Raw genomic sequence first — 12750 nt, forward strand, 5'->3', positions numbered from 1 at the left:
TTGATATCGCCTCGTTGGTGCGAGGGGGGGGACTCGAACCCCCACATCCGTAAGGACACTAACACCTGAAGCTAGCGCGTCTACCAATTCCGCCACCTTCGCCCAGTGCGAGCAATATCATTGTGATTTATGGTGCGAGGGGGGGGACTCGAACCCCCACATCCGTAAGGACACTAACACCTGAAGCTAGCGCGTCTACCAATTCCGCCACCTTCGCATACCATCGATACTGTAAAAGTATCGTAACCACGGAGGCGCATTCTAGATGTTTTCAGCTTTACGTCAACAGAAAAGTGCGCGCGACGCCTTGATTGCTGCAAAAATGGCCGATGCAGGCGCCATGCGGAGCCGGATGGCGCTTGTGCTTATCCGGCCTGCTGGAGCGGAGATTACTTTTTGGCCTGGCGCGTCATGACGGTACGGTAGACCTTAAAGCGGCCGGTCTGGGCGATCACTTCGTGGAAGCCGAAGGTTTCGTCCAGCACTTTCGGGTACGCCAGGAAGGCGTTCGCGACAATACGCAGCTCGCCGCCGCTGTTCAGATGACGGGTTGCGCCGCGGATCAGCGTTTGTGCCGCTTCAAGGCTGGTCTCCATACCGTCGTGGAACGGCGGGTTGGAGATAATCATGTCGAAGCGACCGGTGACGTCGGAGAAGACGTTGCTGGCAATCACCTCGCCTTCAATGCCGTTTGCGGCAAGCGTTGCGCGGCTGGCTTCAACAGCCGGGGCGCTCACGTCACAGAGGGTTAAGCGCACTTTGGGTGAATGGCTGGCGAGCACGGTAGAGAGCACGCCCGCGCCGCAGCCCACGTCCAGCACTTTGCCTTTGGTGTGCGGCGTCAGGGTGGAGAGCAGCAGCTTGCTGCCCGTATCCAGCGCGTCGCGGCTGAATACGCCCGGCAGGGTTTTGATGGTCAGGCCGTCAAGCTGGTACTCGTCCCAGTATGCCTGTGGATCGAACGTTGTCTGTTTTTCCAGACGGCCATGATAAAGACCACAGCGGCGTGCGCTGTCGACTTTATTCAGCGGCGCGTAGCCTTCCAGCATCTGTTCAGCGCTACGCACGCCGCTGCGGTTCTCACCCACCACGAAAATATCGCAGCCTACCGGCAGCAGGGAGAGCAGGTTCATCAGCTGAAACTGGGCTTCAGGCTTGTTCTTCGGCCAGTAGTAAATCAGCGTATCGCAGTCGGCGATATCGCTCTGCTCCGCCACCAGGCTAAAGCGCGCGCGCTCGCCCATCTGGCGGCTCAGCACCTGCCAGTGGTGGTAGTATTGGGTGTGGGCACGGCTTTCAGCACAGTCGAAACGCGCAGGCAGGTCATCCTGCATATCTCCGGCAAACAGAATACGGCTTTCTTCGAAATCATCACTGTGACGCAGCAAGACTTCACTTGCCGGGGTAAATGCAGACATGAATTGTTCCTCAATAAACTCAGGCGGGGATTATAGTAGGTAGATGGCGCACTTTCGACACATTTGCTATATTTGCGCGCCTGAGAGACAGGAGTTTTCCCTATGACATCCCGACGAGACTGGCAGTTGCAGCAGCTGGGCATTACCCAGTGGGCTTTGCGTCGCCCGACGGCGTTGCAGGGCGAAATCGCCATTTCCATCCCTGCGCACGTTCGTCTGGTGATGGTGGCGGAAGAACTGCCTGCCCTGAATGAACCCCTGATCGATGATGTCCTTCGCAGCCTGAAGATGACGGCCGACCAGGTTTTACAGCTGACGCCAGAGCGTGTCGCGATGCTTCCTCCTGATAGCCGCTGTAACAGCTGGCGTATCGGAGAGACAAACGAGATCCCCCTCCAGGGGAGCCAGATCTGCTCGCCAGCGCTGGACGAACTGAAAGCCAACCCAAAAGCGCGCAGCGCGCTATGGCAACAAATCTGCGAATATGAACACGATTTCTTCCCTCACGACGCCTGACCTGACCACAGCGTTTGCGATTGAAACACGCGCCCACGCCTTTCCGTGGAGCGAAAAAACCTTCGCCAGCAATCAGGGCGAACGGTATCTGAACTTCCGTCTGGACGTTGACGGCACCATGGCCGCCTTCGCGATCACGCAGGTTGTTCTTGATGAAGCGACGCTGTTTAATATTGCGGTTGATCCCGCGTTCCAGCGCCGTGGGCTGGGAAGAGAACTGCTCGAGCACCTCATTCGTGAGCTCGAAACCCGTGACGTTTTCACCCTGTGGCTGGAGGTGCGCGCGTCGAATGTCGCCGCCATCGCGCTCTATGAAAGCTTAGGCTTTAACGAGGCGACGGTCCGCCGTAACTACTACCCCACCGCAGAGGGACGTGAAGACGCCATCATAATGGCTCTGCCGATTGGATAACGAATATAAGGTTGTAACGATGAAATGGGACTGGATTTTCTTTGATGCCGACGAAACGCTGTTTACGTTTGACTCGTTCGGCGGCCTGCAGCGGATGTTTCTCGACTATAGCGTGACCTTCACCGCTGAAGATTTTCAGGACTATCAGGCGGTAAACAAGCCGCTGTGGGTGGATTACCAGAACGGTGCCATCACCGCGTTACAGCTTCAGCACCAGCGTTTTGACGTCTGGGCGGAACGCTTAAAGGTCAGTCCGGGAACGCTGAACGATGCCTTCCTGAACGCGATGGCCGATATCTGTGCGCCACTGCCGGGTGCGGTTTCCCTGCTGAATGCGTTGAAAGGCAAGGTGAAGCTGGGGATCATCACCAACGGTTTTACCGCCCTGCAGCAGATCCGCCTCGAGCGCACCGGCCTGCGCGATCATTTCGACGCGCTGGTGATCTCCGAAGAGGTGGGCGTACCTAAACCGGATCCGCGTATTTTCGACTACGCGCTGGCCCAGGCCGGTCATCCTGACCGCGATCGCGTCCTGATGGTGGGTGATACGGCAGAGTCAGATATCCTGGGCGGCATGAAGTCAGGTTTGTCGACCGTCTGGCTCAACGCGCATGGCCGCGTGAAGCCTGAAGGCATCGAGCCGACCTGGACCGTGACGTCGTTGAACGAACTGGAGCAACTCCTGTGTAAACAATGATTGCCTGCCCCCCATTGATGGGTAAAATAGCCGCAATTTTGTATTCCATGATGCGTGGCGTGCTGCCGCGCTTATAAAAGAAGATTTAATTATGACGTTGTCTCCTTATCTGCAAGAGGTGGCCAAGCGCCGCACTTTTGCCATTATCTCGCACCCGGATGCCGGTAAAACGACCATCACTGAGAAGGTGTTGCTGTTCGGACAGGCGATCCAGACTGCCGGTACCGTTAAAGGCCGTGGCTCCAGCCAGCACGCAAAATCTGACTGGATGGAGATGGAAAAGCAGCGTGGTATTTCGATTACCACCTCAGTGATGCAGTTCCCGTATCACGACTGCCTCGTGAACCTGCTGGACACCCCGGGCCACGAAGACTTCTCCGAAGATACCTACCGTACCCTGACGGCGGTGGACTGCTGTCTGATGGTGATCGACGCCGCGAAAGGTGTAGAAGACCGGACCCGTAAGCTGATGGAAGTTACCCGTCTGCGCGATACGCCGATCCTCACCTTTATGAACAAACTCGACCGCGACATCCGTGACCCGATGGAGGTGATGGACGAAGTGGAAAGCGAGCTGAAAATCGCCTGTGCGCCCATCACCTGGCCAATTGGCTGCGGTAAGCTGTTCAAAGGGGTGTATCACCTCTATAAAGACGAAACCTACCTGTATCAGACCGGTAAAGGCCACACCATTCAGGACGTTCGCGTGGTGAAAGGTCTGGATAACCCTGAGCTGGACGTGGCAGTCGGCGAAGAGCTGGCCGCGCAGCTGCGCGACGAGCTGGAGCTGGTGAAGGGGGCGTCTCACGAGTTCGACAAAGAGCTGTTCCTGAGCGGTGAAATCACCCCGGTCTTCTTCGGTACCGCGCTGGGTAACTTCGGCGTTGACCACATGCTGGACGGTCTGGTGGAGTGGGCGCCGCGCCCGATGCCGCGTAAAACCGACACCCGTGAAGTGGAAGCGAAGGAAGAGAAATTCACCGGCTTCGTGTTCAAAATTCAGGCCAACATGGACCCGAAACACCGCGACCGCGTGGCCTTTATGCGCGTGGTGTCCGGTAAGTATGAAAAGGGCATGAAGCTGCGCCAGGTGCGTACCGGGAAAGACGTGGTGATCTCCGATGCGCTGACCTTTATGGCGGGCGACCGTTCGCACGTTGAAGAGGCGTATCCGGGCGACATCATCGGTCTGCACAACCACGGCACGATTCAGATCGGCGATACCTTTACCCAGGGTGAAATGATGAAGTTCACCGGTATTCCGAACTTCGCGCCGGAGCTGTTCCGTCGTATCCGTCTGCGCGATCCGCTGAAGCAGAAACAGCTGCTGAAAGGCCTGGTTCAGCTCTCCGAAGAGGGCGCCGTGCAGGTGTTCCGCCCAATCGCGAACAACGATCTGATCGTGGGTGCGGTCGGCGTGCTGCAGTTCGACGTGGTTGTCGCGCGTCTGAAGAGCGAGTACAACGTGGAAGCGATTTACGAGTCTGTGAACGTCGCGACCGCGCGCTGGGTTGAGTGTTCTGACGTGAAGAAATACGAAGAATTTAAGCGTAAGAACGAAATTCAGCTGGCGCTGGATGGCGGCGATAACCTGACCTATATCGCGCCAACGATGGTGAACCTGAACCTGACGCAGGAACGTTACCCTGACGTTCAGTTCCGTAAAACCCGCGAGCACTAATCCCCTCTCAGAGCACGGCTGCCGCCGTGCTCTTCTTTAATTCCTGTCTTATTAATCCCTTGCGGAATGTTCTTAATTCAACGCAATTTCACGCTATTCGCGCGTTTTTTACCCAATTCTGAAAGCGGCTCTGTGAGAGTGATCTATATTTAACTCAGTGTTTAACACCGGGCGTGGATAAATTAACTGTTCAATGCATGACTTTAGGTTATCCATTTTACCCGTGTGTTTATTCGCAATATATAAAACTACTAAGGAAGTATGTAGCCCGAATAACGGGTAAACACAGGAATAGATCGATGAATATGACAAGACTGAAGATTTCGAAAACTCTGCTGGCTGTAACCCTGGGTAGCGTTCTGGTGAGCGGTTCCGCTCTGGCGGAAAGCAGCACAATGGATAAAGCCCAGTCCACGGCTGATAACGCAGGGCAAAAAATCGATAGCTCTATGAATAAAGTCGGCAACTTCATGGATGACAGCTCAATCACAGCAAAAGTGAAAGCCGCACTGGTGGATGATGAAGCCATCAAAAGTACCGATATTTCCGTTAAGACCGACAAGAAAGTGGTCACGCTGAGCGGCTTCGTGGAAAGCCAGGCTCAGGCCGAACAGGCGGTGAAAGTCGCGAAAGGCGTTGAAGGCGTTGCGTCCGTCAGCGATAAGCTGCACGTACGTGACGGTAAAAACGCGTCGGTGAAAGGTTATGCCGGTGATGCAGCCACCACCAGCGAAATCAAAGCTAAACTTTTAGCAGATGACATCGTGCCGTCCCGCAAGGTGAAAGTGGAAACCACCGATGGTGTGGTTCAGCTCTCCGGTACGGTAGATTCGCAGGCGCAAAGTGAACGCGCCGAGTCCATCGCGAAAGCGATTGACGGTGTGAAAAGCGTTAAAAACGATCTGAAAACGAAGTAAATCTGGACCATTCGCCCGTCTGGTTAAAACCTGCGGGCGAAATAAGAACGACTCTGGAAAAACGCCGGTGAGTGACCTGAGCGCTCACGTTTAGCGGCCGACATTAACTATGGTAAAGGAGAAGCTTATGTTTCGTTGGGGCATTATATTTCTGGTTATCGCGTTAATTGCCGCCGCATTGGGCTTTGGTGGACTGGCAGGTACAGCGGCATGGGCAGCAAAAATTGTCTTCGTTGTGGGTATTATTCTGTTCCTGGTCAGCCTGTTTACGGGTCGTAGACGTCCGTAGCAAACGCAATATTCCTTCAACAAAATAAAGCCAGTCACTGCGACTGGCTTTTTCTTATTTGCGGAACAGGTCGGGTGCGTTACTGTGGTGTTATAAAATAATCAAAAACAGGAAAGCAGAGGTGGGGCAACGAATTCCCGTTACGCTTGGCAATATTGCGCCGCTGACGTTAAAACCGTTTCGCGCAGGTCAACTCGCACTGGTTTGCGAGGGGGGAGGGCAGCGCGGCATCTTCACCGCCGGCGTGCTGGATGAATTTATGCGCGCGCAGTTCAACCCGTTTGACCTTTACTTCGGCACCTCTGCCGGGGCGCAGAACCTCTCTGCCTATGTCTGTAACCAGCCCGGCTACGCGCGAAAGGTCATCATGCGCTACACCACGGCGAAAGAATTTTTTAATCCGGTGCGCTTTGTGCGCGGCGGCAACCTGATCGATCTTGACTGGCTGCTGGAATCGACCTCCAGCCAGATGCCGCTGGCCATGGATACCGCTGCCCGTCTGTTTGATAGCGGCAAAGAGTTCTGGATGTGCGCCAGCCGGGGCGATGACTATTCGCCGGGCTATTTTTCTCCGCAGAAGGAGAACTGGCTGGACATCATCCGCGCCTCCAGCGCGATCCCCGGCTTTTATCGTACGGGAGCCCTGCTGGACGGTATTAGCTATCTGGACGGGGGGATCAGTGACGCGGTGCCGGTGCAGGAAGCCGCCCGGCGCGGGGCGAAAACCATTGTGGTGATCCGTACCGTACCGTCGCAAATGTATTACACGCCGCAGTGGTTCAAACGGATGGAGCGCTGGTTGGGCGACAGCAGCCTGCAGCCGCTGGTGAACATCGCGAAGCAGCATGAAACCACCTACGGCGCGATGCAGCGCTTCATTGAAAAACCGCCGGGCAAGCTGCGTATTTTTGAAATCTATCCGCCTAAGCCGCTGCTGAGCATGGCCCTGGGCAGCCGCGTCCCTGCGCTGCGCATGGATTACAAAACGGGGCGGCTGTGCGGACGTTACTTCCTGGCGACGGTGGGGAAAATGCTGGCGGAGCAACCGCCGCTTCATCGCCATAAACGCATTATTTTGCCGCCTGCGATTGTCGCCAACGACGCCCTGACGACGCCGCTGGTGGATATTCCGCAGGCGAATGACGCTTTACTGGATAACGAGGATCTGGCGTGACGCTGCGCTTTGTCGATACCCACTGCCACTTTGATTTCCCGCCGTTTACCGGGGATGAAGCGCAAAGCATAGCGAAAGCGGCTGAGGCAGGCGTTCAGGCTATCATTGTGCCGGCAGTGGAAGCGGCCTATTTTTCCCGGGTGCTGGATCTTTCCATGCGGCACCCCGCGCTCTATGCCGCGCTCGGCCTGCATCCGATTGTGATTGAACGGCATCTTGATGAGCACATTGAGAGGCTTGATGAGGTTGTGCAAACCGCAGGAGACAAACTTGTCGCCATCGGTGAGATCGGCCTCGATCTTTATCGTGAGGATCCGCAGTTTGAGCGCCAGCAGACGATCCTCGACGCGCAGCTCAGGCTGGCGAAGCGCCACGATCTGCCGGTGATCCTCCATTCAAGACGCACGCACGATAAGCTGGCGATGCACCTGAAACGCATCGATCTGCCTCGCAGGGGCGTAGTGCACGGTTTTTCCGGCAGCCTGCAGCAGGCGCAGCGTTTTATCGAGCTGGGCTATAAAATCGGCGTCGGCGGCACCATCACCTATCCGCGTGCCAGTAAAACCCGGGACGTAATGGCACAGCTGCCGCTGTCGGCGCTCCTGCTGGAAACCGACGCGCCGGATATGCCGCTGAATGGTTTTCAGGGCCAGCCGAATCGCCCGGAACAGGCGGCGCGCGTGTTTACCACCCTGTGTGAACTGCGAAAAGAGCCTGAAGAGGTGATTGCCGATGCGCTGCTGGAAAATACCCGTTCGGTTTTTGGCATCACGCTATAGGTAAAGCGCCGGGCGGATCACCGTTATCTTCTGTTTTTCCAGCGCCCGCGCCAGCGGTTCAACGTCCTCGGGCGTGGCGCTGCGCCATGAGGCCGCCTCACCGTAAACGCCCTGCGCATGAAACGCGTTGATGCGCACCGGCACATTTCCAAGCCCGTGGATAAAGGTCGTTAGCGGCTTGAGATGTTCCAGGTAATCACACTGCTCCGGAATCACCAGCAGGCGGAGCTCAGTCAAACGGTGACGATCTGCCAGCCAGCGGATGCTCTGCTTAATCTGCGGGTTTTCGCGCCCGGTCAGGAAGCGGTGATGCTCGTTCCCCCACGCCTTCAGATCCAGCATTGCGCCATCCAGTACCGGCAGCAGCTTTTGCCAGCCGGTTTCGCCTAACAGACCGTTGCTGTCTACCAGGCAGGTGAGGTGACGCAGGGAGGGATCGGCTTTGATCGCGGTAAACAGGGCGATCAAAAACGGCAATTGCGTTGTGGCTTCGCCGCCGCTGACGGTGATCCCTTCGATAAACGGTGCGGATTTGCGGACCTGGGTGAGGATCTCTTCCACGCTGAAGCGGTGCGCCATAGGCGTTGCCTGCTGCTGGCACAGATGCAGGCAGGTGTCGCACTGCTGGCAGTCACTCTCCTGCCACCAGACGCGTCCGGCCTGAATCGTCAGCGCGTCGTGCGGGCAGTGGGGCACACAGTCCCCGCAGTCGTTGCAGCGGCCGATCGTCCACGGGTTGTGGCAGGTTTTACAGCGCAGGTTGCAGCCCTGCAGGAACAGCGCCAGGCGGCTGCCCGGCCCGTCCACGCAGGAAAAAGGAATGACCTGACTAACTAAAGCGCATCTGCTGTTCATGGCTTATCACGCGCGGCTGACGTTCCAGAATACGGGTATTGCGTGCGGCCTCTTCCCCCAGCCACGTTGTATTGGTGCGCGATCCGGCTTCCCGGTATTTCTCCAGATCCGACAAGCGAACCATGTAGCCTGTCACGCGGACCAGATCGTTACCCGCTACGTTGGCGGTAAATTCACGCATTCCCGCTCTGAACGCCCCCTGGCAAAGCTGAACCACCGCCTGCGGGTTGCGTTTGACCGTCTCCTCCAGGGTGAGAATATCGCTGATTCCGGAGTGATAGTGTTTGTGATGCGGCGCAACGGCCAGCAGATGGCTGATGGGATCCGGCTCGTCGCCGTAAGGCAAGCGCGCGCCCGGCGTGGTGCCCGAATCGGAACTGATCCCCGACTGCGCGTGAAGCATCGCGCGAAGCTTCCAGCCGTGCTTCACCGGCGTGCTTTCAACGAACGCTGCAAGCTGTTCGCTGATGCGATAGCCCAGCGCGTTGGCCTGTTCATCCTTTCCGTAGCGTCCCGCTATTCCTGCTTTCTCACAGAGCGCGTTTACCGCTTCCGCCAGGCCGTACATGCCAAACATGGGTACAAACCGTTCCGCATCAATCAGCCCCTCTTTTACCAGGAAGCTATTCTCAAAGAAGCCAGATTGCCCGTACAGAAAATCGCAGCGTGCATCGATGATGGCAATTTGCTGCTGGCAGTAGTGCGGGAGCGTGCGGGTGAAGAAGTCGTCAATGGATGCGCTGCGTTCAGCAATGGCTTTGAGGTTAAGGCGCACCAGGGTGCTGCCGCCGCCTGCAAGCGGCAGGGAGTTGTAACAGCTCACCACGCCGTAACGGCCTTTTGTGAAAATTTTATCATTCATCGGGCCATTAGAAATATGCGGTTTGCTGCATTCACAAATGTTTTTCGCCACCTCAAGCAGCAAATCATCTGGGGTGATATCGGGATCGTAGATAAAGGTCAGGTTCGGCGCGACCTGCTTCAGCTCTGCATCGGCACGCAGAATGGCGCGCGTGACTGGCGTATCTTCAGGCCCGATGTTTGCGTGCATAAACGCATCCGGCAGCGTACGGTCGAGATAGCGCCAGAAACGTTTTATTCGGCTATCGATCTCTTCTTGTGTTAGAATTCTAACATATGGGGTCAATATCGCATCAAGCTGACCGAGATAGACCGGCATCGATGTGACGGACGGAACATGATGGTAGAGGATGGTTAACAGCGAGAGGGCGTCGTCGAGATCTTTCGCGCCTTCCAGCTCCAGCCACTCTGAACCGTTAGCCAGAAATTTTGCGTAATCCGGCAGAACGTAACGGGGTTTGTAAGGCGAATGGCCTTCGAACATGTCGCAGATAAACCCTTCGTCCAGTGCGGCTCGTGCGGCCTCAGGAAGTGCCGGGTAAGGCAGGTTGTTTTCCGCTTCCAGCGCCAGAAAATGACGTTTTTGTTCCGGGGTTAACACCGGGCTTGTCACAATGTGCTGGCAACGTTGTTGCAGGGCGTCGGGGCTGGAGTGGGGCATAGTCGCTTCCTTGAGTGTTCTGCGGATGATGAACGGATTGTAGGAAGCCAGCCTGTCGGGGCTTTTGATCCGACAGGGGGTATCGCTGCTTTAGTCAGCAATTTACGCGCTAAAGTTTGAAGAAGATCTCATTACAGTAATGCAAATTTGTATGCAGTTTTCATTAACTGTGATGAATGTCGAAGTGTGGATGCGGGTGAATGTTAGAATACTCACAGACCCGCAAGGTAAAATTTATACGGCACTGCCGTTGGAGAATGTTATGACCGATTTAACTGCAAGCAGCCTGCGCGCGTTGAAACTGATGGACCTGACCACCCTGAACGATGACGACACCAATGAAAAAGTCATCGCCCTGTGCCATCAGGCGAAAACGCCGGTGGGTAACACCGCAGCCATCTGTATCTACCCGCGCTTTATCCCGATTGCCCGTAAGACGCTGAAAGAGCAGGGTACGCCGGACGTGCGCATTGCAACCGTAACTAACTTCCCGCATGGCAACGACGATATCGAGATCGCGCTGGCAGAAACCCGCGCGGCGATTGCTTACGGCGCAGACGAAGTTGACGTGGTGTTCCCGTACCGCGCGCTGATCGCCGGCAACGAGCAGGTCGGTTTTGACCTGGTGAAAGCCTGTAAAGACGCGTGCGCGGCGGCAAACGTGCTGCTGAAAGTGATCATCGAAACCGGCGAGCTGAAAGAAGAAGCGCTGATTCGTAAGGCGTCTGAAATCTCCATCAAAGCCGGTGCGGATTTCATTAAAACCTCTACCGGTAAAGTGCCGGTGAATGCGACCCCGGAAAGCGCGCGCATCATGATGGAAGTGATCCGCGACATGGGCGTATCCAAAACCGTTGGTTTCAAACCTGCGGGCGGCGTGCGTACCGCTGAAGACGCGCAGCAGTTCCTGGCGATTGCCGACGAGCTGTTTGGCGCCGACTGGGCCGATTCCCGTCACTACCGCTTCGGTGCGTCCAGCCTGCTGGCCAGCCTGCTGAAAGCGCTGGGTCACGGCGACGGTAAGAGCGCAAGCAGCTACTGATTGCCAGACAATGCCGGATGACGCTTCGCTTATCCGGCCGACAGGATCGTAGGGCGGGTAAGCGTAGCGCCACCCGCCACAACTCCCCCGATTCCGCATGGAGGTTACCGTGTTTCTCGCACAAGAAATTATTCGTAAAAAACGTGATGGTCATGCATTAAGCGATGAAGAGATCCGCTTCTTCATCAACGGCATTCGTGATAACACCGTCTCAGAAGGGCAGATTGCAGCTCTGGCGATGACCATTTTCTTCCACGATATGTCGATGCCTGAGCGCGTGTCGCTGACCATGGCGATGCGAGATTCAGGAACCGTTCTGGACTGGAAAAGCCTCAACCTTAACGGCCCGATTGTGGATAAGCACTCCACCGGCGGCGTGGGCGACGTGACGTCTCTGATGCTCGGCCCAATGGTGGCAGCCTGCGGCGGTTACATCCCGATGATCTCCGGGCGCGGCCTGGGCCACACCGGCGGTACGCTCGACAAACTGGAAGCCATTCCGGGCTTCGATATCTTCCCGGACGACAACCGCTTCCGCGACATTATTAAAGACGTTGGTGTGGCGATTATCGGCCAGACCAGCTCTCTTGCTCCGGCAGACAAGCGTTTCTACGCCACCCGCGACATCACCGCGACCGTTGACTCCATCCCGCTGATCACCGCCTCTATCCTGGCGAAGAAACTGGCAGAAGGGCTGGACGCGCTGGTGATGGACGTGAAGGTGGGCAGCGGCGCGTTTATGCCGACCTATGAACTTTCTGCTGCGCTTGCGGAAGCGATCGTTGGCGTCTCCAACGGCGCGGGCGTGCGCACCACCGCGCTGCTCACCGACATGAACCAGGTGCTGGCGTCCAGCGCCGGTAACGCCGTCGAAGTGCGTGAAGCGGTGCAGTTCCTGACTGGTGAATACCGCAACCCGCGTCTGTTCGACGTCACCATGGCGCTGTGCGTTGAGATGTTAATCTCCGGCAAGCTGGCTAAAGACGACGCAGAAGCCCGCGCGAAGCTGCAGGCGGTGCTGGATAACGGCAAAGCGGCGGATATTTTCGGCCGCATGGTTGCAGCCCAGAAAGGCCCGACCGATTTCGTCGAAAACTACGCGAAATACCTGCCAACCGCGACGCTTAGCAAAGCGGTGTATGCCGATAGCGAAGGGTATGTCTCTGCAATGGACACCCGTGCGCTGGGTATGGCGGTGGTCTCGATGGGCGGCGGCCGTCGTCAGGCGTCAGACACCATTGATTACAGCGTCGGCTTTACCGATATGGCCCGTCTGGGCGACAGCGTTGACGGTCAACGTCCGCTTGCGGTGATCCACGCGAAAGACGAAGCCAGCTGGCAGGAAGCGGCTAAAGCGGTGAAAGCGGCAATTACGCTTGACGATAAAGCGCCGGAAACCACACCGACTGTCTATCGCCGTATCACCGAATAGCGGTATACTGATCTGA

At 56.6% G+C, this 12750-nt stretch carries 13 protein-coding genes and 2 tRNA genes; 10 read left to right on the plus strand and 5 right to left on the minus strand.

Going from position 1 to position 12750, the window contains the following annotated elements:
* Positions 1-15 precede the first annotated feature (15 nt).
* The 3 genes from NI40_RS03010 to rsmC all read right to left on the minus strand — a co-directional run bounded on the left by NI40_RS03010 (position 16) and on the right by rsmC (position 1418).
* A tRNA-Leu gene (locus NI40_RS03010) sits at positions 16-102 on the minus strand.
* 28 nt (positions 103-130) lie between these two features.
* Positions 131-217, minus strand: a tRNA-Leu gene (locus tag NI40_RS03015).
* A gap of 172 nt (positions 218-389) precedes the next feature.
* Positions 390-1418, minus strand: a complete 1029-nt coding sequence (gene rsmC, locus NI40_RS03020) for a 16S rRNA (guanine(1207)-N(2))-methyltransferase RsmC (protein ID WP_029740018.1) — start codon at positions 1416-1418, stop codon at positions 390-392.
* Between the two features lie 102 nt (positions 1419-1520).
* Between rsmC and NI40_RS03025 the strand changes: the two genes are divergently transcribed.
* The 8 genes from NI40_RS03025 (at position 1521) to NI40_RS03055 (ending at position 7883) form a co-directional block, all read left to right on the plus strand.
* Positions 1521-1934: a DNA polymerase III subunit psi gene (locus NI40_RS03025; protein WP_033144572.1), complete on the plus strand. Its 414-nt coding sequence runs from the start codon at positions 1521-1523 to the stop codon at positions 1932-1934.
* A complete protein-coding gene (rimI, locus tag NI40_RS03030; RefSeq protein WP_033144573.1) occupies positions 1903-2346 on the plus strand; it encodes a ribosomal protein S18-alanine N-acetyltransferase in 444 nt (147 codons plus the stop codon). Before NI40_RS03025 ends, rimI begins: the two co-directional genes overlap by 32 nt.
* A gap of 19 nt (positions 2347-2365) precedes the next feature.
* The gene (yjjG, locus tag NI40_RS03035; RefSeq protein WP_039260913.1) at positions 2366-3043 is read left to right on the plus strand and encodes a pyrimidine 5'-nucleotidase; all 678 of its coding nucleotides are present in this window, start codon (positions 2366-2368) and stop codon (positions 3041-3043) included.
* A 91-nt stretch (positions 3044-3134) separates the two neighbouring features.
* Complete coding sequence (gene prfC, locus NI40_RS03040; protein WP_039260911.1) at positions 3135-4724, plus strand: peptide chain release factor 3; 1590 nt, start codon at positions 3135-3137, stop codon at positions 4722-4724.
* Positions 4725-5023: 299 nt separating this feature from the next.
* Positions 5024-5641: a molecular chaperone OsmY gene (gene osmY, locus NI40_RS03045; RefSeq protein ID WP_039260909.1), complete on the plus strand. Its 618-nt coding sequence runs from the start codon at positions 5024-5026 to the stop codon at positions 5639-5641.
* A gap of 127 nt (positions 5642-5768) precedes the next feature.
* Positions 5769-5930 carry a DUF1328 domain-containing protein gene (locus NI40_RS22395; protein WP_003856556.1) on the plus strand — a complete coding sequence of 54 codons (162 nt, stop codon included), beginning with the start codon at positions 5769-5771 and terminating at the stop codon, positions 5928-5930.
* Positions 5931-6051: 121 nt separating this feature from the next.
* The gene (locus tag NI40_RS03050) at positions 6052-7104 is read left to right on the plus strand and encodes a patatin-like phospholipase family protein (RefSeq protein ID WP_023310316.1); all 1053 of its coding nucleotides are present in this window, start codon (positions 6052-6054) and stop codon (positions 7102-7104) included.
* Positions 7101-7883 carry a TatD family hydrolase gene (locus tag NI40_RS03055; protein ID WP_039260898.1) on the plus strand — a complete coding sequence of 261 codons (783 nt, stop codon included), beginning with the start codon at positions 7101-7103 and terminating at the stop codon, positions 7881-7883. Before NI40_RS03050 ends, NI40_RS03055 begins: the two co-directional genes overlap by 4 nt.
* On the opposite strand, the gene NI40_RS03060 is transcribed toward NI40_RS03055, so the two are convergent.
* Together NI40_RS03060 and NI40_RS03065 are read right to left on the minus strand one after the other, a co-directional pair.
* Entirely contained in the window at positions 7878-8738 is an 861-nt protein-coding gene (locus NI40_RS03060; protein WP_039260895.1) for a YjjW family glycine radical enzyme activase, read from the minus strand. The two genes, NI40_RS03055 and NI40_RS03060, sit on opposite strands and share 6 nt — an antisense overlap.
* Complete coding sequence (locus tag NI40_RS03065) at positions 8713-10260, minus strand: YjjI family glycine radical enzyme (protein ID WP_039260893.1); 1548 nt, start codon at positions 10258-10260, stop codon at positions 8713-8715. The genes NI40_RS03060 and NI40_RS03065 overlap by 26 nt, the downstream gene beginning before the upstream one ends.
* Before the next feature lie 262 nt (positions 10261-10522).
* Between NI40_RS03065 and deoC the strand changes: the two genes are divergently transcribed.
* Positions 10523-11302: a deoxyribose-phosphate aldolase gene (deoC, locus tag NI40_RS03070; RefSeq protein WP_023310320.1), complete on the plus strand. Its 780-nt coding sequence runs from the start codon at positions 10523-10525 to the stop codon at positions 11300-11302.
* Positions 11303-11411: 109 nt separating this feature from the next.
* Complete coding sequence (deoA, locus tag NI40_RS03075; protein WP_033144578.1) at positions 11412-12734, plus strand: thymidine phosphorylase; 1323 nt, start codon at positions 11412-11414, stop codon at positions 12732-12734.
* Positions 12735-12750: the final 16 nt, after the last annotated feature.

Source organism: Enterobacter sp. E20 (assembly GCF_000801755.2).
In the GTDB taxonomy this organism is placed as follows: Bacteria; Pseudomonadota; Gammaproteobacteria; order Enterobacterales; family Enterobacteriaceae; genus Enterobacter; species Enterobacter asburiae_B.

Bases quoted from the DNA above. Each gene is read 5' to 3' on its own strand.
- rsmC (WP_029740018.1), bottom strand. From the start codon at position 1,418: ATGTCTGCATTTACCCCGGCAAGTGAAGTCTTGCTGCGTCACAGTGAT.
- NI40_RS03025 (WP_033144572.1), top strand. From the start codon at position 1,521: ATGACATCCCGACGAGACTGGCAGTTGCAGCAGCTGGGCATTACCCAG.
- rimI (WP_033144573.1), top strand. From the start codon at position 1,903: ATGAACACGATTTCTTCCCTCACGACGCCTGACCTGACCACAGCGTTT.
- yjjG (WP_039260913.1), top strand. From the start codon at position 2,366: ATGAAATGGGACTGGATTTTCTTTGATGCCGACGAAACGCTGTTTACG.
- prfC (WP_039260911.1), top strand. From the start codon at position 3,135: ATGACGTTGTCTCCTTATCTGCAAGAGGTGGCCAAGCGCCGCACTTTT.
- osmY (WP_039260909.1), top strand. From the start codon at position 5,024: ATGAATATGACAAGACTGAAGATTTCGAAAACTCTGCTGGCTGTAACC.
- NI40_RS22395 (WP_003856556.1), top strand. From the start codon at position 5,769: ATGTTTCGTTGGGGCATTATATTTCTGGTTATCGCGTTAATTGCCGCC.
- NI40_RS03060 (WP_039260895.1), bottom strand. From the start codon at position 8,738: ATGAACAGCAGATGCGCTTTAGTTAGTCAGGTCATTCCTTTTTCCTGC.
- NI40_RS03065 (WP_039260893.1), bottom strand. From the start codon at position 10,260: ATGCCCCACTCCAGCCCCGACGCCCTGCAACAACGTTGCCAGCACATT.
- deoC (WP_023310320.1), top strand. From the start codon at position 10,523: ATGACCGATTTAACTGCAAGCAGCCTGCGCGCGTTGAAACTGATGGAC.